Origin of the sequence: Streptomyces sp. NBC_00513 (assembly GCF_041431415.1) — a bacterium.
In the GTDB taxonomy this organism is placed as follows: Bacteria; Actinomycetota; Actinomycetes; order Streptomycetales; family Streptomycetaceae; genus Streptomyces.
Genome location: NZ_CP107845.1, coordinates 4,233,078 through 4,254,997, shown reverse-complemented (window position 1 = coordinate 4,254,997; position 21,920 = coordinate 4,233,078). Strand labels below are relative to the sequence as shown.

Annotated in this window: 17 protein-coding genes and 6 tRNA genes; 10 read left to right on the top strand and 13 right to left on the bottom strand. The window is 71.5% G+C overall.

Features of this window, described 5'->3' with window-relative positions:
• The 3 genes from lhgO to OHA84_RS19690 all read left to right on the top strand — a co-directional run bounded on the left by lhgO (position 1) and on the right by OHA84_RS19690 (position 3,461).
• Positions 1-1,233 carry an L-2-hydroxyglutarate oxidase gene (gene lhgO / locus OHA84_RS19700; protein WP_266970481.1) on the top strand — a complete coding sequence of 411 codons (1,233 nt, stop codon included), beginning with the start codon at positions 1-3 and terminating at the stop codon, positions 1,231-1,233.
• A gap of 106 nt (positions 1,234-1,339) precedes the next feature.
• Positions 1,340-2,131 carry a tRNA (guanosine(46)-N7)-methyltransferase TrmB gene (gene trmB, locus OHA84_RS19695; RefSeq protein WP_053680283.1) on the top strand — a complete coding sequence of 264 codons (792 nt, stop codon included), beginning with the start codon at positions 1,340-1,342 and terminating at the stop codon, positions 2,129-2,131.
• A gap of 43 nt (positions 2,132-2,174) precedes the next feature.
• Positions 2,175-3,461, top strand: coding sequence for a PrsW family intramembrane metalloprotease (locus OHA84_RS19690; RefSeq protein ID WP_053680280.1), 1,287 nt, complete (start codon positions 2,175-2,177; stop codon positions 3,459-3,461).
• Between the two features lie 73 nt (positions 3,462-3,534).
• On the opposite strand, the gene OHA84_RS19685 is transcribed toward OHA84_RS19690, so the two are convergent.
• From OHA84_RS19685 to OHA84_RS19675, 3 genes are all read right to left on the bottom strand, one after another.
• Complete coding sequence (locus OHA84_RS19685; protein WP_371591423.1) at positions 3,535-4,584, bottom strand: M23 family metallopeptidase; 1,050 nt, start codon at positions 4,582-4,584, stop codon at positions 3,535-3,537.
• Between the two features lie 317 nt (positions 4,585-4,901).
• Entirely contained in the window at positions 4,902-6,077 is a 1,176-nt protein-coding gene (locus OHA84_RS19680) for a PP2C family protein-serine/threonine phosphatase (protein WP_371591422.1), read from the bottom strand.
• Positions 6,078-6,284: 207 nt separating this feature from the next.
• Positions 6,285-6,358, bottom strand: a tRNA-Met gene (locus OHA84_RS19675).
• A 335-nt stretch (positions 6,359-6,693) separates the two neighbouring features.
• Between OHA84_RS19675 and OHA84_RS19670 the strand changes: the two genes are divergently transcribed.
• A tRNA-Lys gene (locus OHA84_RS19670) sits at positions 6,694-6,766 on the top strand.
• 285 nt (positions 6,767-7,051) lie between these two features.
• Here the strand turns inward: OHA84_RS19670 and OHA84_RS19665 are convergent.
• The 5 genes from OHA84_RS19665 to OHA84_RS19645 all read right to left on the bottom strand — a co-directional run bounded on the left by OHA84_RS19665 (position 7,052) and on the right by OHA84_RS19645 (position 11,490).
• Complete coding sequence (locus OHA84_RS19665; protein ID WP_266970484.1) at positions 7,052-9,340, bottom strand: DEAD/DEAH box helicase; 2,289 nt, start codon at positions 9,338-9,340, stop codon at positions 7,052-7,054.
• 266 nt (positions 9,341-9,606) lie between these two features.
• Positions 9,607-10,242 carry a hypothetical protein gene (locus OHA84_RS19660; RefSeq protein WP_053680272.1) on the bottom strand — a complete coding sequence of 212 codons (636 nt, stop codon included), beginning with the start codon at positions 10,240-10,242 and terminating at the stop codon, positions 9,607-9,609.
• Positions 10,243-10,290: 48 nt separating this feature from the next.
• Positions 10,291-10,665: a fluoride efflux transporter CrcB gene (gene crcB, locus OHA84_RS19655; protein ID WP_053680271.1), complete on the bottom strand. Its 375-nt coding sequence runs from the start codon at positions 10,663-10,665 to the stop codon at positions 10,291-10,293.
• Positions 10,662-11,135, bottom strand: a complete 474-nt coding sequence (locus OHA84_RS19650) for a CrcB family protein (protein WP_371591420.1) — start codon at positions 11,133-11,135, stop codon at positions 10,662-10,664. Before OHA84_RS19650 ends, crcB begins: the two co-directional genes overlap by 4 nt.
• Before the next feature lie 4 nt (positions 11,136-11,139).
• Complete coding sequence (locus tag OHA84_RS19645; RefSeq protein ID WP_030012899.1) at positions 11,140-11,490, bottom strand: metallopeptidase family protein; 351 nt, start codon at positions 11,488-11,490, stop codon at positions 11,140-11,142.
• Between the two features lie 103 nt (positions 11,491-11,593).
• Here OHA84_RS19645 and OHA84_RS19640 point away from each other — a divergent pair.
• From OHA84_RS19640 to OHA84_RS19630, 3 genes are all read left to right on the top strand, one after another.
• Positions 11,594-11,666 (top strand) — tRNA-Glu (locus OHA84_RS19640).
• A 38-nt stretch (positions 11,667-11,704) separates the two neighbouring features.
• A tRNA-Asp gene (locus OHA84_RS19635) sits at positions 11,705-11,778 on the top strand.
• Between the two features lie 22 nt (positions 11,779-11,800).
• Positions 11,801-11,874: transfer RNA gene (locus OHA84_RS19630), tRNA-Phe, on the top strand.
• Between the two features lie 40 nt (positions 11,875-11,914).
• On the opposite strand, the gene OHA84_RS19625 is transcribed toward OHA84_RS19630, so the two are convergent.
• From OHA84_RS19625 to OHA84_RS19615, 3 genes are all read right to left on the bottom strand, one after another.
• A complete protein-coding gene (locus OHA84_RS19625; RefSeq protein WP_266970487.1) occupies positions 11,915-12,784 on the bottom strand; it encodes a cytochrome c biogenesis CcdA family protein in 870 nt (289 codons plus the stop codon).
• Entirely contained in the window at positions 12,781-13,524 is a 744-nt protein-coding gene (locus OHA84_RS19620) for a thioredoxin domain-containing protein (RefSeq protein ID WP_053680265.1), read from the bottom strand. The genes OHA84_RS19625 and OHA84_RS19620 overlap by 4 nt, the downstream gene beginning before the upstream one ends.
• 63 nt (positions 13,525-13,587) lie before the next feature.
• Positions 13,588-14,016, bottom strand: coding sequence for a hypothetical protein (locus tag OHA84_RS19615; RefSeq protein ID WP_053680263.1), 429 nt, complete (start codon positions 14,014-14,016; stop codon positions 13,588-13,590).
• Between the two features lie 118 nt (positions 14,017-14,134).
• Between OHA84_RS19615 and hrpA the strand changes: the two genes are divergently transcribed.
• On the top strand, positions 14,135-18,058 hold the full coding sequence (hrpA, locus tag OHA84_RS19610) for an ATP-dependent RNA helicase HrpA (RefSeq protein ID WP_266970489.1): 3,924 nt from the start codon (positions 14,135-14,137) through the stop codon (positions 18,056-18,058).
• A gap of 69 nt (positions 18,059-18,127) precedes the next feature.
• Positions 18,128-18,201: transfer RNA gene (locus OHA84_RS19605), tRNA-Asp, on the top strand.
• 710 nt (positions 18,202-18,911) lie between these two features.
• Here the strand turns inward: OHA84_RS19605 and bldC are convergent.
• A complete protein-coding gene (gene bldC, locus OHA84_RS19600; protein WP_003949541.1) occupies positions 18,912-19,118 on the bottom strand; it encodes a developmental transcriptional regulator BldC in 207 nt (68 codons plus the stop codon).
• 546 nt (positions 19,119-19,664) lie between these two features.
• Positions 19,665-20,519, bottom strand: coding sequence for a hypothetical protein (locus tag OHA84_RS19595; protein WP_053680259.1), 855 nt, complete (start codon positions 20,517-20,519; stop codon positions 19,665-19,667).
• 205 nt (positions 20,520-20,724) lie between these two features.
• On the opposite strand from OHA84_RS19595, the gene OHA84_RS19590 reads away from it, so the two are divergent.
• Positions 20,725-21,819, top strand: coding sequence for a Glu/Leu/Phe/Val dehydrogenase dimerization domain-containing protein (locus OHA84_RS19590; protein WP_053680257.1), 1,095 nt, complete (start codon positions 20,725-20,727; stop codon positions 21,817-21,819).
• Positions 21,820-21,920: the final 101 nt, after the last annotated feature.

The following is a 21,920-nucleotide window of genomic DNA, read 5'->3' as shown; positions in this document are numbered from 1 at the left end:
GTGCAGTATGCAGGGGTGGGAGGTGTCAGCGTGGGCGGCGGCGTGGACTGCGACGTACTGGTGATCGGTGGCGGAATCGTCGGCCTGTCGACAGCGCATGCCTTGGCGCGGCTGGCCCCGGGGACCCGGGTGGTCGTCCTGGAGAAGGAGCCCGGCCCGGCCCGGCACCAGACCGGTCGCAACAGCGGTGTGATCCACAGCGGCATCTACTACCGGCCGGGCTCGCTGAAGGCGCGGTTCGCGGTCGGCGGTGCCGCCGAGATGGTCAAGTTCTGCGCGGAGCACGGGATCGCGCACGAGGTGACGGGCAAGCTGATCGTCGCCACGGAGCGGTCCGAGCTGCCGCGGCTGCACGCGCTGGTCCAGCGGGGCCGGGAGAACGGCATCCCTGTGCGGGAGCTGGGCCCGGCCCAGATCTCGGAGTACGAGCCGGAGGTGCGCGGGCTGGCCGCGATCCATGTCGGCACGACCGGGATCGTGGACTACGGGCACGTCGCCGCCCAGCTGGCGGAGTCCTCCGGGGCGGAGATCGTCTACGGCGGCGCCGTCGACCTGATCTCGCGACGTTCCGGCGGGGTCGCGGTGCGCACCACGTCGGGCACGGTGGTGCGGGCGCGGGTGCTGGTGAACTGCGCCGGGCTGCAGTGCGACCGCATCGCACGGCTGGCCGGCGACGACCCGGGGATGCGGATCGTGCCGTTCCGGGGCGAGTACTACGACCTGGCGCGGCCCTCGCTGGTCCGGGGCCTGGTCTACCCGGTGCCGGACCCGGCGTTCCCCTTCCTCGGGGTGCACCTGACCCGGGGCATCGGCGGCGGTGTCCACGTCGGCCCGAACGCGGTGCCGGCGCTCGCCCGGGAGGGGTACGGGTGGGGGGTGGTCCGGCCGCGGGACCTCGCCGACGAGCTCGCCTGGCCGGGGTCCTGGCGGATGGCCGCGCGGCACTGGCGGTACGGCGCCGGCGAGATCCGGCGGTCGCTGTCGAGACGGGCGTTCACCGAGGCCGTGCGGCGTCTGCTGCCCGCGGTGGCGGCCTCGGACCTGGTCCCGGCCGCGGCCGGGGTGCGGGCGCAGGCCGTCCTGCGCGACGGGACGCTCGTGGACGACTTCCTGATCCGGGAGGCGCCGCGCACGGTGCACGTCCTCAACGCCCCGTCGCCGGCCGCGACCGCGTCGCTTCCGATCGGGCGCGAGGTGGCCCGGCGCGCCCTGGCCACCCTGCACACGAGCTGACCGACCCGACGACCTTGTCCGGCGGCCTCGGCCCGATGACCCGGCGGGCCGGGAACGGGCGGCGGGGTGGGCCGGGTCGTAGAATCGGCGCATTGTGTCTGAGCCCATGAATCCCCAGCCGCCGAGCGCCCCCGAGGGCGGCGCCACGTACACGCCTCCCAAGTGGCGCACCGAGCCCCGCTTCCCGGACGGGCCCGCGCCCGACCCGGCGGGCTCGCACCACGAGCGCCGGATCCGCAGCTTCCAGCCGCGCCGCAGCCGGGTGACCACCGGGCAGGGCGAGGCCTTGAAACGGCTCTGGGGCACCTGGGGGTTGGACATCGACGGGCACGAGGTCCTCGACCTCAAGGCGATGTTCGACGGGCTGCCGGTGGTCCTGGAGATCGGCTTCGGGATGGGCGAGGCGACCGCGCAGATGGCCGCCGCGGACCCGGACACCGGGATCCTCGCCGCCGACGTGCACACCCCCGGCCAGGGCAACCTGCTCGCGCTCGCCGAGCGGGGCGGCATGACCAACGTCCGTGTCGCCAACGGCGACGCGATCATCCTGCTCCGCGAGATGCTGCCGGCGGACTCCCTCGCCGGGCTGCGCGTGTACTTCCCGGACCCCTGGCCCAAGGCCCGCCACCACAAGCGGCGCCTGATCCAGCCCGAGTTCCTCGATCTGGCCGCCACCCGTCTGGCGCCCGGCGCGGTGCTGCACTGCGCGACCGACTGGGAACCGTACGCCGAGCAGATGCTGGAAGTCCTCACCGCGCACCCGCGGTTCGACAACACCCAGGCGGACGGCGGCTACGCGCCCCGCCCCGACTTCCGTCCGCTCACCCGCTTCGAGGGCCAAGGCCTCGACAAGGGGCACGTCGTACACGACTTGCTCTTCCGTCGCTCGGAGAACTGACAACGTCACTCCGTGTGTCAGAGCCGCTCGCTAGGGTGATGGCGTGTATCGAGCGCTCACGGGTGTGCTCGCACGTCCGTCGGGCCGGGCCCGTACGTGCGTGCTCGTCGTGCTGCTCGCCGTGCCCGGGGTCGCGATCCTCGAACTCGTGCGGGAGCAGACCGGCACACCCGGTTTCTTCGTGGGGCTCGGTCTCGCCCTGCTGCCGGTACCACCGCTCATGGCGGCGTTCCGGTGGTCGGGGCGGGCCGCGCCCGGCCCGTGGCGGCAGTCGCTGTTCTGCTTCGGCTGGGGCGCCTGGACAGCGGCGCTGATCGCCATACTGGCCAACAGCTTCGCCACCCAGTGGATCGCCGCGGCCACCGCCGATCCCACCGACGCCGATCAGCTCGGCTCGGTGGCCATCGCCCCGGTCGTCGAGGAGAGCGCCAAGGCCGCCGCGCTGGTGCTGGTGCTCGTCTTCCGAAGACGCCGACTCGCCGGCCCGGTCGACGGCTTCGTGCTCGCCGGGTTCACCGCCACGGGCTTCGCCTTCACCGAGAACATCCTGTACCTGGGCAATGCCTTCGACGAGGACCTGTCCAGTGGCACCGGCGTGCTCGACTCCCTGACGGCGGCGACCTTCTTCGTACGGATCGTCCTGTCGCCGTTCGCGCACCCGCTGTTCACGGTGCTCACCGGCCTCGGTCTCGGCGCCGGCCTGCTGCGCTCGCGCCGGTCGGCGCGGATCGGGCTGTCGCTGCTCGGGCTGGCCTGCGCGATGGCTCTGCACGCGCTGTGGAACAGCTCGTCGGAGTTCGGGGAGTACGGGTTCTACGTGGTCTACGGCTGCGTGATGGTCCCGGCGTTCGGGCTGCTGCTGTGGCTCACCGTCCGGACCCGGCGTCGGTTGTTGCGGGCCGTCGCCGCCGAACTCGCGGTGTACGCCGCCGCCGGCTGGCTCGGCCGGGCGGAGGTACCGGCCCTGGCGTCGATGCCCGCCCGGTCGCTGGCCCGCGCCCTGGCCCGGCGCACCGGTGGCCGCGCGGCCGGCCGGACCGTCGCCCGGTACCAGTCGGACGCCGCCGCGCTCGCCCTGCTGCGCCACCGCGCCCGCCGCGGCGGGCCGGGCCGGGAGCCGGATTTCGCGCAGCGGGAGCGGGAGTTGCTCGGGAGGATGTGGTTGCGTCGGGCCACGGCGGCGCCCGCCCTCGCGCGGGCGGCCGTGATGGAGGACTTGCTTCCGCCGTGGTTCGACCCGGTCCCGGCCTCGGGGCGGGCGACGCTGACCGCGGTACCGGCACCGAGGCGCGCGGACGAGAGGCGGCCCGCGGCCGACGTCAGACGCTGAGGCCGCACGGGGTCGGGGAGGCCCTCACGGGGTCGGGGAGGGGCGCTCCGGTGGTCGGGGGCCCCGGGGCGGGTCAGACGTTGAGGCCCTTGGAGTTCAGCCAAGCGAGCGGGTCCATCGTGGAGCCGCCCTGGCGGACTTCCAGATGAAGGTGGGCTCCGGTGACGTTGCCGGTGGCGCCGACACGGCCGATGGTGTCGCCCGCGCCCACGGACCCGGAGGTCACCGACATGGAGGACAGGTGGCAGTACCAGATCTCGGTGCCGTCATCGAGCTGGAGCACGATCCGGTAGCCGTACGCCCCGGAGTAGCCGGCCGAGGTGATCTTCCCGCTGCCCACGGCCTTGACCGGGGTGCCGGTCGGGGCGGCGAAGTCGAGGCCGGTGTGGTGGCCGGAGGACCACATGGAGCCGGAGTCGCCATAGTGCGAGGTGAGCGTGTAGGCGGAGGTCGGCAGGACGAAGTCGCCGGACGCCTGCGCGGGACGTTCCGCCTCGGCCTTGGCCGCCGCGGCGGCCTCGGCGGCCAAGGCGGCCGCCTTCTCGGCCTCGACCCGGGCCTTCTCGGCCTTCGCGGCCTGCTCCGCCTTCTCGGCGGCGGCCTTCTCGGCCGCCTCCCGCTTGGCCTTGGCCTCCTGGGCGGCGGCTTCCTGCGCGGCGCGCTCGGCGTCCGCCCTGAGTCGGGCGTCGTCGTCGTGCGCCCGGGTCTCGGCCTGCTGGAGGAGGCGGTTCAGCAGTGCCTCGCCGGCGTCGGCCTGGCCCTGGGTCCGCTCTCCCCCGCCGATCTGCTGCGGGATGCTCGCGGCCCGCGCGGCCCGCACGGTCTCGTCCGCGACGCCGGAGGCGTGGTCGTCGTCGCCCAGCAGGTCGGGGAACGACGGCATGGTGATGGCCACTTGGGGGCGGTCCTGCGCGGTGGCTATGCCGCCCGCACCGACGGCGGCGATGACCCCGACACCGAGCACGGTCGAGCTGCGGGCCAGTCCGCCGCGCGGCTTGAGGACGCGGTGCTTGCCGCGGAGCGGCCGGGCCGAGTCCTCGGTCGGGTTCCACTCGCCCCAGGCGCCCGCCGTGGGCGACTCCTGGATGTCGACGCCGTCGTGGGCAGGCGAGTTGGAGGCCACGGGGGCACACTCCTCAAAGCAGGGGAACGCGCGCGGCGCCGTCTCTTGCGACGGCCGGGACGACCGCGCTGCGTTATCGAACGGTAATAGACTCGGGGGAGTGATTCCAAGCTGTTGCGATTGATCGTTAACACCAATCGGCCACTGCCTGAACAGCCTTGGCCTGGACATTGGGCCCGATAGTGTTCAACTCGGGCAAAAATCAGTGCACACCCTCACCACTTCAGCCACAGTGGCCAAGTGACGGCCCGTCAGGGCTTTAACGGAGTGCGCCACTTCGGACACGCACCGTTACGCCAGGCCCCTCGTGCGGCCCCTCACGTCGGATCCTCGCGGCTGACCACCGGGACCGTCCGCCGACGCTCCGGCTGCCCCCGCGCCGGGCGGCCCACCGCCAGCAACGCCATGTCGTCGGTCGCCCCGCCGCCCGTGTGCCGGCGCACATCGCTGTTGAGCGCGTCGAGCAGTTCGTCGGGTCCGGGGAAGACCCTCCCCCGCAGCCGGCCCGCCGGGTCGTAGAACCTCCCCTCCGCGTCCCGGGCCTCCGTCAACCCGTCCGTGTACAGGAGCAGCGTGCCGCCCTCGGGGAACGGCCACTCCTCGGCCCGGTCGGGCGAGAGCGCGCCCAGGCCCATGCCCAGCGGCAGCGCGCGCAAGGCCGGCGCGAGCACCACCAGTGCCCCGTCGGGGTGCAGCAGCAACGGCTCGGGGTGGCCCCGGTTGACGAGCCGCAGCACCGCCGACCCCTTCGGGACCTCGCCGAGCACACACGTCGTGAACCCCTCCACCGCGTCCAGACTGTCGCGCCGGGTCCCCTCCCGGGTCAACGCGCGCTCCAGCCGCCGCGCGAGCGCCTCCAGCGTCGGTTCGTACTCCGCCGCCTCCCGGAAGGCGCCCAGCACCACCGCGACGGTCTCCACCGCGCCCAGCCCCTTGCCGCGCACGTCACCCACCACCAGCCGCACCCCGTACGGGGTCTCCTGGACGGCGTACAGGTCCCCGCCGATGAAGGCGTCCGCCTGCGCCGCCTCGTACGAGGCGGCGACGTGCAACCCCCCGATCCGATCGGCGGGCGTCGGCAGCACGGCCCGCTGGGCGGCCTCGGCGATCCCGCGCGCCGAGGCGAGTTCCTTGCCGCTGCGCCGTACGACTCGGTTGATCAGGAGCGCCAATCCGGAGACGGTGACCACCGTCGCCAGCTCGGTCACCGACTCGGCCCGCCCACTGGTGCCGTTGTGGACGTGCAGCGCGACGACCGCGAGGGAGGCGGCCAGGCCCGTCAGGAACGTCGTGCGCAGGGAGAACAACGGCGCCGCGATCAGCGGGGCCGCCGAGAAGAAGGGGGAACCCGTGAAACTCGGCGGGGTCACCAGGTCGAAGACGAACCCCAAGGCGATCAGGATGGCCGGCAACACCCGGACCACCAGCCGGGACACGCCGCCCCCGGCACCGGTCGCGCCCGCGTCCTCGCCCTGCCGGCCCAGCCCCACCACGCCGTCTCCTGCCGCCCGATCCCTCGCACGGGTGCGGGCCACCGCCGCATCGCCCCTCAAGGCTGGCGTCGTGAAGGTCCGCGGGCGACCGGGCCGGGGCCGTACGGGTGACGAAAACACGGACGCCGGGTGAGAACGAAGGCGCGGCCGGAGTACGGGAACGACGAAGGCCCGGTCCCCCTGAGGGGACCGGGCCTTCGTACTGAGTAGCGGGGGCAGGATTTGAACCTACGACCTCTGGGTTATGAGCCCAGCGAGCTACCGAGCTGCTCCACCCCGCGTCGGTAAACACAACTCTACGTCATGTGGGGGATGGCCCCCGCCAATTAACCCTCCGGGAACCCCCTGGAACGGTATCATCGCAGGTCAGAGGGCTTAAGAATGGATCCGGGGCGGCCCGCGGAAGCCCTCGCGGGGGCCCACCCCGCCAGTGGGAAGCGCGCGCCTCGCCGGTCGGACGGGCCCTCACCAGGGCTCGGAGGCGGGTGGATCCGCCGCGTGCGCGCCCGAGCGAAGGGCGCCGACCACCGGTGGCGGGAAACCGCCGGGCCGCTCCGGTCGATACCCGATCGGCCTCGCGCCCCTCTGCGGCTATGCTCTGGGGTGAGCACGCCGAGGGCCATTAGCTCAATTGGCAGAGCAGCGGACTTTTAATCCGTTGGTTGTCGGTTCGAGTCCGACATGGCCTACAGCTCGCGGTCGGAGGTCACGCCTCCGACCTGGCACAGAGCGCCCCGTCTGGTTTCGGCCAGGCGGGGCGCTCCGTCGTTTCCGGGTGCTCTCGGGCGCAGTTGGCGCGTCGCGGCGCTCCGGTGCCGGACGGCCGCCCCGGGCCCGCAGCGTGGCGCGCGCGGCCTTCGAGGGCCTCCACGGGAACGGGAAGCGGGAACCAGGAACGGCAACGGAAACGGGCTCGGCCCCCACCGCACCGGAGTGCCGTGGGGGCCGAGCCCGTGTCAGATGACGCTCAGACGTCAGCCGTTGCGCTTCCAGCGGGGCTTGTCGTCACGACGGCCACCGAAGGAACCGGTCGAGCCGGTCGAACCGGAGCCGGAGGGGCGGTTGTCGTCACGACGGCCGTAGGGGCGGTCGCCGGCGCCGCCGGAGCGGAAGCCACCGGACGGACGGTCGCCACCGGAGCGGAAGCCACCGGAGGGGCGGTCGTCGCGGCGGAAGCCGCCACGGTCGCCACCGCGGTCGTCACGGTTGAAGCCACCCGAGGGACGGTCGCCACCGGAGCGGAAGCCGCCACGGTCGCCACCGCGGTCGTCACGGTTGAAACCGCCCGAGGGACGGTCGTCGCGACGGAAGCCGCCACCACGGTTGTCATCGCGACGGTCGCCACCGGAACGGAAGCCACCGGACGGACGGTCGCCACCGGAGCGGAAGCCGCCACGGTCGCCACCGCGGTCGTCACGGTTGAAACCGCCCGAGGGACGGTCGTCGCGACGGAAGCCGCCACCACGGTTGTCATCGCGACGGTCGCCACCGGAACGGAAGCCACCGGACGGACGGTCGCCACCGGAGCGGAAGCCGCCACCACGGTTGTCGTCACGACGGTCGCCACCGGAACGGAAACCGCCACGGTCGCCACCGCGGTCACCGCGGTCATCGCGACGGTTGTCACGACGCTCGAAGTTGCCGCGGTCGTCACGACGCTCGAAGGTGCGCTCCTGGACGACGGGCTCGGCCACGGCGGCGGCGACCTCGGCCTCGGCGGCCTCGACCACCTCGGCCACGGCGGCGTCCGGGTCCTCGCCACGCTCGCGGGCGGAGCGGGCGACGAGGCGGTCGGCCTCCTCGCGCAGCTCGCCGGCGCGGCGGGTCAGGCGCTCCAGCTGCTTGGTGAGGTCGGCGACCTCACGCTCGGCCTGCTTGGCGGCGTTGTTCGCGGAGTCGGCCTGGACCTGCGTCAGCGAACGCGCGCCGGTGATCTCGGCGACCTCGGGGTCGAAGGCGCCGACGCCCTGGACGATGTGGCGCGAGGCGTCGACGCCCGCGTCCTCCATCAGGCGGAAGATCTGGCGACGCTGGTGCGGGAGCGCCAGCGACACGACGACACCGGACTTGCCGGCGCGGGCGGTACGACCCGAGCGGTGCAGGTAGTCCTTGTGGTCGCCGGCCGGGTCCACGTTCAGGACCAGGTCGATGCCGTCGACGTGGATGCCGCGGGCGGCGACGTCGGTGGCGACGAGCGCGTTGACGTAGCCGTCCTTGAAGTCGGCGAGGACGCGGGTACGGGCGCCCTGCGTCATGCCGCCGTGCAGCGCGTCGGCCTTCACGCCGGCCTCGATGAGCTGCTCGGCGATGCGGTCGGCGCCCAGCTGGGTGCGGACGAAGATGATCGTGCGGCCCTTGCGGGCGGCGATCGCGGCCGTGACGGGCGCCTTGTCCTTCGGCTTCACGACGAGGACGTGGTGGGTCATGGTCGTGACGTTGCCCTGCGCGCTGTCGACCTCGTGCGTGACGGGGTTCGTCAGGTAGCGCTTGACCAGGGTGCCGATCTCGTTCTCCATGGTGGCGGAGAAGAGCATGCGCTGGCCGCCGCCGGGGATCTGGTCGAGCAGCTCGGTGACCTCGGGCAGGAAGCCCAGGTCGGCCATCTGGTCGGCCTCGTCGAGGACCGCGACCTGGACGTTCGCCAGGGAGCAGGCACCGCGGTTGATGATGTCGCGCAGACGGCCGGGGGTGGCGACGAGGACGTCGACACCGCGCTCCAGAGCGAAGATCTGGTTGCTCATGGAGGTACCGCCGCAGACGACCTTCATCTTCAGGCCGAGCACGTCGCCGTAGGGCTGGAGGGCGTCCGCGACCTGCATCGCGAGCTCACGGGTCGGCGTGAGGATGATCGCGCGGGGCTTCTTCTTCTCGGTGTGCCCGCCGGCCAGGGAGGCCAGGGTCGGCAGACCGAAGGAGAGGGTCTTGCCGGAGCCGGTGCGGCCTCGGCCGAGGATGTCCTTGCCGGCCAGGGCGTCCGGGATGGTCGCGGCCTGGATCGGGAAGGGGCTCGTGACGCCGTTCTGGGCGAGCTTGCGCACGATGCCGTCCGGCAGACCGAGGTCGCTGAACGTGATGGTGGGTTCGGCGTCGGCCTCGTCGGCCTCGTCGATGGACTGGTCGGTCACGTCGGCCTCAAGAGCCTCGATGATCTCGTTCGCCTCAGCGGCCTCGATGGCCTCGGTGACCGCGAGGGTCTCGGCGGTGACGATCTCGTTCGAGTCGTTCTCGGGCATGACGGTGCGGTCAGAACTGGAAATGGACATGCGAAATGCGAAACCTTCCGGAGTCTCGGCACGCGCCCAAACTCCGTGAATCGCAAATCGACCGCCTCAATGCGGTCAGCCACGGCTAGGGAGTACGCGCCACACGGCGCTCTTCGGATTCGGCGCCGGGCAATGGGATCAAACGATCTATAACCATACGCACCCTCCTGGGGGTCTGGCAAGTCGCTCCCCCCAAGAGGCACCTGACCTGCGACGATCCCCGGAGGACAGAGCCGGACAACCGCCGACGAACCTCCCCGATACGACTACCCGACGACCGGAGGACTGGGCTCCGGCTGCGGCGGAGTGGGCTCCGGGGTGGGCTGTGTCACAGGCGGTTCGGGAGTGGGTTCCACCACAGGCGGAGTGGGATTCGACCCTCCGGACCCACCGGCGGCCGCGCCACCGCCGGAACCCGATCCCGACCCCGATCCCGTACCGGCGGAACCCGAGCCGCCGGAACCGGCGGCACCACCGGCGGCGGAGCCCCCGCCCGTCGGCTGCTGCGGCCCCTGGCCACCCGCGCCTCCACCCGGGCCGGCCGACGGCGAGGGGGCGCCCGGCTTGGCGGGCGCGCCCGGACTGGGTGAGGCCCCGGTCGCGCCGGAGGCCTTGCCCGGCTCGACGGTCTTGCCGTCAGGGGTGGTCCCCGTACCGTCCTTCGCGCCGCGGCCGTTGCCGTGGACGCCGGAGCCCCGCCCGGAGACGGTGCCGCCGGCCGAGGCGGCGGCGTCCTTGGCGTCCACCGAGGCGGAGGGGCCGGGTTTCGCGGCGTTCTCGCCGACGCTCATGCAGCCTGCCGACGCCGCCACCGCGAGCGCGGTGACGGCCAATCGGAGGGAAGCGGACAACTGGCGCACGGGTGGCACCTCCGGGACGGGGAGCAGCGGAGTGTTCCGCATGAGCGGGTCAATGTGCCCAACTCCCCGTACCCCGTAAGAGACACGCCCTCAGCCGAAGAGCCGGCCGGACACCTGCGAGCCCAGGTGCACGGCGCCCAGCCCCACCAGCACCGACGCCAGGACGTTCGCCGCGGCGAGGAACCGCTCGCCGCGCTCGAGCAGTCGCAGGGTCTCGTACGAGAACGTCGAGTACGTGCTGAGTGCCCCGCACAGTCCGGTGCCGAGCAGCAGGCCGAGCCGCGAGGAGGCCGCACCGGCCAGCGTCGCCCCGGCCAGTACCCCCAACACCAGGCAGGCGGCGGCGTTCACGACGAACGTGCCCCAGGGGAAGATCGAGTCGTGGCGGCCGCGCACGGCCCGGTCCGTCAGGTACCGCAGCGGCGCCCCGACCACCGCGCCGGCCACCACCAGCAGCCAGTTCACGCCCGCCCCCGTTCCCGCAGCGCCGCCCGGGTCACCGCCGCACCGGCCCAGACCGCGCCCAGCGCGGCCACCACCGTCAGACCGGCGTACGTCAGCGCGGTCGGGACGAGGCCCTCGTCGAGCAGCCCGGAGAACTCCAGGGCGTAGGTGGAGAAGGTGGTGAAGCCGCCGAGCACCCCGATACCGAGGAAGGGCCGCAGGAGCGGGTGCGGCGAGGTGCGGCCGTCCTCGGCGACCGCCGCCATGAGCACGCCGATCAGCGCGCAGCCCAGGACGTTGACCCAGAAGGTGTCCCAGGGAAAGGCCCCGGGGGCCGCCGGCCACAGCAGGGCCGCCCCGTGGCGCGCCGAGGCGCCGATCGCCCCGCCGACCGCGATGGCCCCGAGGACGCGTCCCCGCGGTTCGGTGCTCCCGGGTGGATCGGCGTCGGGGTCGATCGACGCGGCGTCCTCCTCGTCGGTGCCGGTCACCGGCTCACCCGTAGCCCAGGGCGTGCAGTCGCTCGTCGTCGATCCCGAAGTGGTGGGCGATCTCGTGGACCACGGTGACCTCCGTCTCCGCGACCACGCTCTCCCGGTCCTCGCACATCCGCAACGTGGGGTTGCGGTAGATCGTGATCCTGTCGGGCAGCACCCCGGCGTACCACTCGCCGCGGTCGGTGAGCGGGGTCCCCTCGTAGAGCCCGAGGAGCTCCGGATCGTCTGCGGGCGGCTCGTCCTCGACGAAGACCGCCACGTTGTCCATCAGCCGCGTGAGCTCCGGCGGAATCCGGTCCAAGGCCTCTGCGACGAGCTCTTCGAACTCCTCGCGCGTCATCTCCAGCACACCGTCATTGTCGCTCCGGGGGAAACCGTTTTGGCGATAGCTCCCCGGATCCCATATGCTTCTCACGTCCCCGACGCGCTGCAAAGTGCCCGGCGGGCCTTTAGCCCTCATCGTCTAGTGGCCCAGGACGCCGCCCTTTCAAGGCGGTAGCACGGGTTCGAATCCCGTTGGGGGTACGCAAAACCGTGTGCGAGACTTGTCTCGCACATTGCAAGGACCTGTGGAGCAGTTGGTTAGCTCGCCACCCTGTCAAGGTGGAGGTCGCGGGTTCAAGTCCCGTCAGGTTCGCTGAAGCTCGTAAGAGTTTCGTGGCTGGGTAGCTCAGTTGGTACGAGCGATCGCCTGAAAAGCGATAGGTCGCCGGTTCGACCCCGGCCCCAGCCACAAGAAAGAAGGCCCCGTCCTCGGACGGGGCCTTCTTGCGTCACTCCTCCATCGCCCCCGCCCCGTCCTTCACGTGCGTCTCGTCCTTCGCGCTTCGGACCGTGCGGCGCCACTGCGTCAGGGCGACCGCCCCCGCGGCGGCGGCGACCAGGCCGAGCAGCGCCCAGTCCGGTACCGCGTCGGCGATCGAGCGGACCCGTTGCTCCACCGCGAACGAGTCGTCCACGTCCAGCAGTCCGGGCAGCGCGCTCGCCCCGTCGTAGATCAGGAACAGCGCGCCCAGGGTGATGAAGAACAGCCCCGACAGCACCGAGGTGGTGTGCAGCCCGAGCGGGCCCACCCGGATGGTCCGGCCGCGCAGCCAGCGCTTGCGGCCCAGCTCGAAGCGGTCCCACAGCAGGGCCAGCAGGAACAGCGGCGCGGCCATCCCGAGGGCGTAGACGGCCAGCAGCAGGCCGCCGTAGACCGGGCTGCCGCTGACGGCGGCCACGGTCAACACGCTGCCGAGGATCGGGCCGGCGCAGAAGCCGGCCAGGCCGTAGACGGCGCCGAGCGCGTACACCGACAGCGCGGTGGTCGGCCGGATCCGTCCGGAGAGCTCCGCGATCCGCCGGGAGGCGAAGCCCAGGCCGAGGATCTGCGCGATCCCGAGCGCGATGATCAGCCAGCCGCCGACGAGGACGAGGGTCTCGCGGTTTCCGTGGAAGAACCGGCCCGCGTACGAGCCGGCCGCGCCCAGCGGTACGAGGGTGCTCGCCAGGCCCGCGTAGAAGATCCCGGTGCGGGCCAGCAGCCGTGACGTGGAGTCGATCGAGTACGCGAAGAAGGCGGGCAGCAGCAGGGCGCTGCACGGGCTGAGCAGCGCGAGGAGGCCGCCCAGCAGGGCGGCCAGGTATCCGATGTCGGTCACTTCCGGGCCGCCGCCTCGGCGCGGGCGATGGCGGCCTCGAAGGCGTCGAGGGGCTGCGCGCCGGCCACGGGCTGCCCGTTGACCAGGAACGACGGGGTGGAGGTGACGCCGATGCGGTAGCCCTCCTGCTGGTCGGCGCGCACCGCCGCGGCGGCCTCCTCACCGGCCATGTCCCGCTTGAAGCGCTCCAGGTCGGGCACTCCGGCCTCGCGGGCCAGCTCGGTGAGTCGGGCCTCGCCGAAGCCCTTCTCCTTGGCTCCCTCCGCGTAGGCGGCCGAGTGGAACCGTTCGAAGCGGTCCTGTCGGCCCGCCGCCCAGGCGGCCTTGGCGGCGGCCTCGGATTCCGCGCCGAAGATGGGGAAGTTGCGCCACTCGATGCGCAGGGTGCCGGCCTCCACGTACTTCTTCACCAGTTCGGGTTCGGTGTCCCGGGCGAACTTGCCGCAGTAGCCGCACTTGAAGTCGGAGTACTCGATCAGTACGACGGGCGCGTCGGCGCGGCCGACGGCGAGCTTGTCGCCGGCGTCGCGGCGGGCGAGCTTCAGCAGTTCGGGGTTGGCCTGCGGCGCGGGGCGGGCGGAGGCCGCGTCGCCGCCCGAGTCACCGCGCTCCTCGGGGGCGGTGGCCTGCCAGGAGACCAGGCCGAGGGTGACGGCGGCGATGGCGACCCCGGCCGCGATCAGCAGGGGCCGGCGCGGGGAGGGCTTGCGGGAGGAGGAAGAGGAGGGGGAAGGGGACATGCGGGTGCTCCGAAGCTGCGGGGTGCGGGTGAAAGGACGGACCGGCGGAAACGACCGGTCCTCCTAGACCCGCATCACGGACAGCTCCACGGGGCCCGGCGTCGTTCGGTCGGGCCCGCGGACGAGGACCCGTACGGGTGTCGTCCGCCAGGCCGCCGGCTGCTCCGCCGCGACCCGGGCGGCGGGGGCGGCGTGCTGTGGGTCACCGCAGCGGGGCGGCACGGCCGGGATCCCGCCGTGGTCCCCACCGCCGGGAGCGCAGGACGGGCCCTGCCCGGAGCCCACCGAGGCGGCGTGCTGCGGTGTCGTGGCGGGGCGCGAAGAGGCGCCCGGTACGAGAGGGGTCGGTACGAGAGCGGTCGCCCGCGCGAAGGTCGTCGTCGGGCCGGCGGCCTTCGGGGGGCCGCCCCCGGCCGCCGTCGACGGGATCCCGGCGAGCAGCACCGCGAGGAGGGCGCCCAGCAGACACCACACTCCCCGGGCGCGGAACATGGCGGGCCTCTCACTCGTACGGCAGGCGGGTTCAGGTGATCTCGTCCCGAAATGGTACGGGGAGGGGGCACAAATGCGTTCGCCACCCGGCACTCCCGGGTGAGATCCTCGACCAGGTATGTCTACTTCCTTCGCCGCCCTGCAGACGCTTCTCGGTGAGATCTCCCTCCGCGACGCGCACCGCCTCGGCCGCCGCCTCGAGGGCGCCCGCCGTATCCGCAAGCCCGAGGCCAAGCAGGCCGTGCTCGACGAGATCGCCGCGGAGGCCGAGAAGGCCGCCGCGCGTCTGGCCGGCCGTGCCTCGCGCAAGCCGGAGATCACGTATCCCGAGAACCTTCCCGTCAGCCAGAAGAAGGACGAGATCGCCGAGGCGATACGCGACCACCAGGTCGTGATCGTCGCCGGCGAGACCGGTTCCGGCAAGACCACGCAGATCCCCAAGATCTGCATGGAGCTGGGCCGCGGCGTCCGGGGCATGATCGGGCACACCCAGCCCCGCCGGATCGCCGCCCGCACGGTCGCGGAGCGGATCGCGGAGGAGCTGAGGTCCGAGATCGGGCAGACGGTCGGTTGGAAGGTCCGCTTCACCGACCAGGTGGACCAGGACGCGACCTTCGTCAAGCTGATGACGGACGGCATCCTGCTCGCGGAGGTCCAGACGGACCGCGAGCTGCGCGCCTACGACACGATCATCATCGACGAGGCCCACGAGCGGTCGCTGAACATCGACTTCCTGCTCGGGTACCTGGCCACGCTGCTGCCCAAGCGCCCCGACCTCAAGGTCGTCATCACCTCGGCGACCATCGACCCGGAGCGGTTCTCCCGGCACTTCGGGGACGCGCCGATCGTCGAGGTCAGCGGACGCACGTACCCGGTGGAGGTCCGCTACCGCCCGCTTCTGGAGGAGGAGGGCGACGACTCCGACCGGGACCAGATCACGGCGATCTGCGAGGCCGTGGACGAGCTGCAGTCCGAGGGGCCGGGCGACGTCCTGGTCTTCCTCTCCGGCGAACGGGAGATCCGCGACACGGCGGACGCCCTGAACAAGCGCAACCTGCGGTTCACGGAAGTGCTGCCGCTCTACGCCCGCCTCTCGCACGCCGAGCAGCACCGGGTCTTCCAGCAGCACACGGGCCGCCGGATCGTCCTCGCGACGAACGTCGCCGAGACCTCGCTGACCGTCCCGGGCATCAAGTACGTGATCGACCCGGGCAACGCCCGGATCTCCCGCTACAGCCATCGCACCAAGGTGCAGCGGCTGCCCATCGAGCGGATCTCGCAGGCCAGTGCCAACCAGCGCAAGGGCCGCTGCGGTCGTACGAGCGACGGCATCTGCATCCGGCTGTACTCCGAGGACGACTTCCTCTCCCGCCCCGAGTTCACGGACGCGGAGATCCTGCGCACCAACCTGGCCTCGGTCATCCTCCAGATGACCGCCGCCGGTCTCGGCGAGATCGAGAAGTTCCCCTTCATCGACCCGCCGGACCACCGCAACATCCGCGACGGCGTCCAGCTCCTCCAGGAACTCGGCGCCCTCGACCCGGCCGAGAAGGACCACAGCAAGCGGCTCACGCCGATGGGCCGACAGCTGTCCCAGCTCCCGGTGGACCCGCGGCTGGCGCGCATGGTGGTGGAGGCGGACAAGAACAACTGCGTCCGCGAGGTCATGGTCATCGCGGCGGCGCTGTCCATCCAGGACCCGCGCGAGCGGCCCTCGGACAAGCAGACGCAGGCGGACCAGAACCACGCCCGCTTCAAGGACGAGACCAGCGACTTCCTCTCGTTCCTGAACATGTGGCGCTACGTGCGCGAGCAGCAGAAGGAGCGCGGCTCGTCCTCGTTCCGCCGGATGTGCAAGCAGGAGTACCTGAACTTCCTGCGGATCCGCGAGTGGCAGGACATCTACTCGCAGCTGCGCACGGTGGCGAAGTCGATGGGGATCCACGTCAACGAGGCGGACGCCCCCGAGCAGCACGTGCACATCTCGCTGCTGGCGGGTCTGCTGTCGCACATCGGTCTGAAGGACACCGACAAGAACGAGTACCTCGGCGCGCGGTCGGCCAAGTTCGCGATCTTCCCCGGGTCCTCGCTGTTCAAGAAGCAGCCCAAGTTCCTGATGTCGGCGGAACTGGTGGAGACCTCGCGGCTGTGGGCGCGGGTGAACGCCAAGGTGGAGCCCGAGTGGGTGGAGCCGCTGGCGCAGCACCTGATCAAGCGCACCTACAGCGAGCCGCACTGGGAGAAGGACCAGGCGGCCGTGATGGCGTACGAGAAGGTCACGCTGTACGGCGTGCCGATCGTCGCCCAGCGGAAGATCAACTACGGCCGGATCGACGCCGCGGTCTCCCGCGAGCTGTTCATCCGCAACGCCCTGGTCGAGGGCGACTGGCGCACGCACCACAAGTTCTACGCCGACAACCGCAAGCTCCTCACCGAGGTGGAGGAGCTGGAGAACCGGGCGCGGCGCCGCGACATCGTGGTGGACGACGAGACCCTCTTCGACTTCTACGACCAGCGGATCCCCGAGCACGTGGTCTCCGGGGCGCACTTCGACTCCTGGTGGAAGCACAAGAAGCGGGACGAGCCCGAACTGCTCGACTTCGAGCGCGAGATGCTCCTGACGGAGAAGGCTGCCGGGGTCACCAAGGCCGACTATCCGGACTCCTGGCTCCAGGGGCCGCTGAAGTTCCGGGTGACCTACCAGTTCGAGCCGGGCGCGGACGCGGACGGCGTGACCGTCCACGTCCCGCTCCAGGTGCTGAACCAGGTCACCGAGGAGGGCTTCGACTGGCAGATCCCGGGCCTGCGGGAGGAGGTCGTCACGGAGCTGATCCGTTCCCTCCCGAAGCCGATCCGCCGGCACTACGTGCCCGCGCCGAACTTCGCGACGCGCTTCCTGGCCACGGCGCACCCGATGCAGGAGCCCCTGCACGTGACGCTGGCCCGGGAGCTGCACCGGATGGTCGGAGTGCCGGTGTCCGCCGACGACTTCGACCTGAGCCGGATCCCGGACCATCTGAAGATCACCTTCCGGATCGTCGACGAGCGCCGCAAGAACCTCGCGGAGGACAAGGACCTGGAGGCACTGCGGCTGAGGCTCAAGCCGAAGGCCCGCCAGGCCCTCTCCAAGGCCGCCGCGGCGACCGCCGAGCGGGCGGGCGGGGAGTCGGTCGAGCGTTCCGGGCTGAGCGACTGGACCATCGGGACGCTGAGCAAGGTCTTCGAGACCCGGCGGGCGGGTCAGCCGGTCAAGGCGTACCCGGCGCTGGTGGACGCGGGCGCGAGCGTCTCCGTACGGCTCTTCGACACGGAGGCCGAACAGCGGCAGGCGATGTGGCTCGGCACCCGGCGGCTGATCCTGCTCAACATCCCGGTGAACCCGGCGAAGTTCGCCTCGGACAAGCTCACCAACCAGCAGAAGCTGGCCCTCTCGCGCAATCCGCACGGTTCCATCCAGGCGCTGTTCGACGACTGCGCGACGGCGGCCACCGACCGGCTGATCGCCGCCCACGGCGGCCCGGCCTGGGACGAGGCGGGCTTCCGCAAGCTCTTCGACGCGGTGCGGGCCGACCTGGTGGACACGACCGTGCGGACGGTGGACCAGGTGCAGCAGGTGCTGGCCGCCTGGCAGGCCTGCGAACGGCGTCTGAAGGCCACCAACAGCCTGGCCCTGATGGCGAACGTCCAGGACGCGAAGACACAGCTGGCGGCGCTGATGCCGGCCGGCTTCGTGACGCTGACCGGACTCAAGCGGCTGCCGGACCTCATGCGCTACCTGGTGGCCGTCGACCGGCGGCTCCAGCAGATGCCGACGGGCGTCCAGCGCGACACCACGCGCATGGAGAAGGTCCACGAGATGCGGGACGAGTACCTGTGGCTGCTGGAGCAGCTGCCGAAGGGGCGGCCCGTGCCCGAGGCGGTCACCGAGATCCGGTGGATGATCGAGGAACTGCGCGTCAGCTACTTCGCGCACGCGCTCGGGACGGCGTATCCGATCTCCGACAAGCGCATCGTGAAGGCGGTGGATGCGGCCGCCCCCTGATCGGGTTCGACTGCACCCCCTGAGCTGTTGTACAGTCTGATTCGTAACCGCCCAGCGGCTACAAATCAAGGACCTGTGGAGCAGTTGGTTAGCTCGCCACCCTGTCAAGGTGGAGGTCGCGGGTTCAAGTCCCGTCAGGTTCGCAGAGACGTCAGGGCCCGTATCCCTCAGGGGATACGGGCCCTGACGCGTTGACGGGTCCGCTCACCGCCGGTCCACTTGCCGGTGCGCGGGCCGTGCGGGCGCCGAGTCGGGGGCGGTTCGCCCATCGATCGCCTGAGGGGCGCGGGGCGGGTCGGAGGCCCGTGGATCGCCTCCCGCGACCGCAAGGCGCGCAGAGGGGCCCTGGAGGCCTTTCCGGGGCCATCGATCGCCCCATCCGGCCCATCGGCCCCCATGGGTCACGTTCCCGTCTCATCGCGTCCGCGCCCCTTGCCGCGTCCGGCCGCATTCTCGCGCCCGAGTCGGCGGCCGACGGCCACGCCGGACGAAATCCCTCGTCCGCATGACGCGCCCTGTCGCTCACGTCCCCTTACGGGGTGCATTGCCGGGTGTACAAGAGTGATCAGCTGTGACGGGTGTCACCACATGAGTTTTTGAGACTCGCACATTTATCGCAGTCATACGCCGGCTCGATTTTATATGTGCAATGGCACCCACCCCCGCAGGGCTGCCGAGGGCTCCTCGTTTCCGCCGCCCTCCGGGCATAAAAAAGATCGCGCTGGACCCGGCGGAGTCCAGCGCGATCGAACAGCGGAACCTGTTGGGGCAGGCTCTGCCGTTTGAAGCTTTTGGGTTTCATCGGATTGGGGGACCCGATTCAGACCCGTCAAAAAGGTCCTGCTTGCGAGCCTCAGGCCTCGCTGCGCTGCTGCGGAATTCCCGCGAGCAGTGCGCGAACCTCAGCCTCGCGGTAACGGCGGTGTCCACCCAGGGTGCGGATGGACGTGAGCTTGCCAGCCTTGGCCCAGCGGGTGACCGTCTTCGGGTCCACGCGGAACATCGTGGCAACCTCAGCCGGGGTCAGCAGCGGCTCGGCATCAGGGGTGCGAGCGGTCATGAGCGGCCTCCTCGGGAGAACCGAACCATCTCGGTTCTTTCCTCTAAATTCTGCACCTTGGCCCACGTTGCCCGAAATGGACATACGCAGGCCGAGTCGGTTATAGGACGAACGGCTTGTCCTCGGCACTACAACTACACCATCCGTCCAGCCTCGACGGCCAAACCGATGGAATTGCCCTCCGAGGTGTTCATCAGCGGCGGAAGCCGATGGACCGTCCCATAACGGACAGTCACCCCACTGTGACGATCAGTCACAGAGCGATCAGGAGTCGTCAGACCCCCCATAGAGTGCAATACCAAGCATTCCGCCCTTACTTGGACGGAAGGAACCCTCCCCGGACTCCTTGTCCTATTTTGGCACGAGGGTAGGGGAAGGGCGCAAGGGTGTAGATAGTGCGGTCCGTCACGCTTGGGCCAATGGCCCGTATCGGGACGTAGGTCCCGGCACTAAGACCCCAATACCGTGATCAAGGCTCTGATCTGCGACTTATGGCCGATCGGACGATACGGGCGACACGGCGGGCGCGCCAGGGGTCTCCGGTACCTAATTGGCGAACAGTCTCTCCCGGACCGCCCGCCAACGCTCCGCCAGCTCCCCGTACGTCCGGGCCGCGCCCTCCCGGTCCCCGGCCCGCAGCTCCGCGATCCCCCGCGCCAGATCCCGCGCGGAGCGGTCGCCGGCCAGCCCGGCCTCCGGCAGGGTGTGCGTCAGTCCGCCGTAGTCCAGTTCGACCATGGAGCGCGGGTGGAACTCCTCCAGCCAGCTGCCGACCTCCACCAGACCCTCCGTGAGCATGCCGTACCCCTCCGCCTCGCGCAGGGTCCGCAGCCCCCGGGCGAGCCGGCGCCGGGCCTGCACCATCGGGGTGCGGTAGCGCAGCCGCTCGCCCGGGAGGTACTCCCGCTCCTCGTCGGCCACCAGCACGAACCACCGCAGCGGGACCTGCCAGACCCCGGTCCGGATCCACGGGCGGCCGTCCGGGTTCCGCTCGCGCCACGCCTCGTACTCCTCGGTCGCCCGACGGCGGGCGGCCGGGGGCAGTGCCGCGTCCAGCACCGGACGCGGGAACCACTCCACGAGTTCCTCCAGCGCCAGCCAGCCGCGCAGCCTGGTCCGCCACGGGCAGACCAGCAGCGTCCCGTCCCACTCGGCGGTGAAGGCGTCGGCGCTCTCGTGCCGGGGGACCGCCACCAGGGGCACCCGCACCAAGTCCGCGAGCGACCTGCGCAGTTCGTCCTGGGCGGTCGGGGTGTCGCCGCGCCGGGCGTAGTCGGCCCAGTGCGTGCGCTCCGGTTCGGGGAAGGCCGCCAGCGGCTCGTAGACGCGCAGGTAGGAGGCGTAGGGAACGGTCGGTACGGGGCGCGCGGAGGGCGGCCGGGGGTCGGGGGATTCGCTCACGCTCTCGTACTCCCCCGCGCCGGCCGGCGGTACTCCGGCGGGCGCCCGCGAGGTCGTCGGGACCCCGCCCGGGACCCGGGAGTGTTTCGATCCCCGGACAGGACGCCTGCGCGGGCCCCTCAGGTCTTACGCTGCTCCCAGCGCGCCCTCCCCCACCCGCAGGGGGGCGTCTTCCCGCCGCATCTCTTCCATGGGAGTCACCACCGTGACCGAAATGACCGACGGCGTCCTGCACACCCTGTTCCGCACGGAACAGGGCGGCCACGAGCAAGTCGTGCTGTGCCAGGACCGAGCCACCGGCCTCAAGGCTGTCATCGCCATCCACTCCACCGCCCTGGGCCCGGCCCTCGGTGGTACCCGCTTCCACGCGTACGCCTCGGACGGGGAGGCCGTCCTCGACGCGCTGAACCTCGCGCGCGGCATGTCGTACAAGAACGCCCTCGCCGGCCTCGACCACGGCGGCGGCAAGGCCGTGATCATCGGCGACCCGGACATCCTCAAGAACGAGGAACTGCTGCTGGCCTACGGCCGGTTCGTGGAGTCCCTCGGGGGTCGCTACGTGACGGCCTGCGACGTCGGCACCTACGTCGCGGACATGGACGTGGTGGCCCGCGAGACCCGCTGGGCGACGGGCCGTTCCCCCGAGAACGGCGGCGCCGGCGACTCCTCGGTCCTCACCTCGTACGGCGTCTTCCAGGGCATGCGCGCGAGCGCCCAGCACCTGTGGGGCGACCCGACCCTGCGCGGCCGCAAGGTCGGTGTCGCGGGTGTCGGCAAGGTCGGCCGGCACCTGGTGGAGCACCTGTTGGAGGACGGCGCGGAGGTCGTCATCACCGACGTCCGGCGCGAGTCGGTGCAGGAGATCCTCGACCGGCACCCGGGTCGGGTGACCGCCGCTTTCGACACGGACTCGCTGATCCGCACCGAGGGCCTGGACATCTACGCCCCGTGCGCGCTGGGTGGTGCGCTCAACGACGCCTCGGTGCCGGTGCTGACCGCCAAGGTCGTCTGCGGCGCGGCGAACAACCAGCTCGCCCACCCGGGTGTGGAGAAGGACCTCGCGGACCGCGGGATCCTCTACGCCCCCGACTACGTGGTCAACGCGGGCGGGGTCATCCAGGTCGCCGACGAGCTCCGCGGCTTCGACTTCGACCGGTGCAAGGCCAAGGCGGCGAAGATCTTCGACACCACGCTGGCCATATTCACACGTGCGAAGGAAGACGGTATTCCGCCGGCTGCCGCAGCCGACCGGATCGCCGAGCAGCGGATGGCCGACGCGCGCGGCGTCGTCGCGGTCTGACACCTTTCCGGGGCCCTTGGGACCCGCCGGAGGCGCAGAGGAGACGGAACTCACTGCCCTTCGGCGGGTCGCCCGCCAGGAAAGGGTTAAAATCGCAGCTG

Excerpts from the sequence above, each read along its gene's own strand:
- OHA84_RS19665 (WP_266970484.1), bottom strand. The coding sequence starts at position 9,340 with ATGTCCATTTCCAGTTCTGACCGCACCGTCATGCCCGAGAACGACTCG.
- hrpA (WP_266970489.1), top strand. The coding sequence starts at position 14,135 with ATGTCTACTTCCTTCGCCGCCCTGCAGACGCTTCTCGGTGAGATCTCC.
- OHA84_RS19620 (WP_053680265.1), bottom strand. The coding sequence starts at position 13,524 with ATGTCCCCTTCCCCCTCCTCTTCCTCCTCCCGCAAGCCCTCCCCGCGC.
- OHA84_RS19615 (WP_053680263.1), bottom strand. The coding sequence starts at position 14,016 with ATGTTCCGCGCCCGGGGAGTGTGGTGTCTGCTGGGCGCCCTCCTCGCG.
- trmB (WP_053680283.1), top strand. The coding sequence starts at position 1,340 with ATGAATCCCCAGCCGCCGAGCGCCCCCGAGGGCGGCGCCACGTACACG.
- OHA84_RS19660 (WP_053680272.1), bottom strand. The coding sequence starts at position 10,242 with ATGCGGAACACTCCGCTGCTCCCCGTCCCGGAGGTGCCACCCGTGCGC.
- bldC (WP_003949541.1), bottom strand. The coding sequence starts at position 19,118 with ATGACCGCTCGCACCCCTGATGCCGAGCCGCTGCTGACCCCGGCTGAG.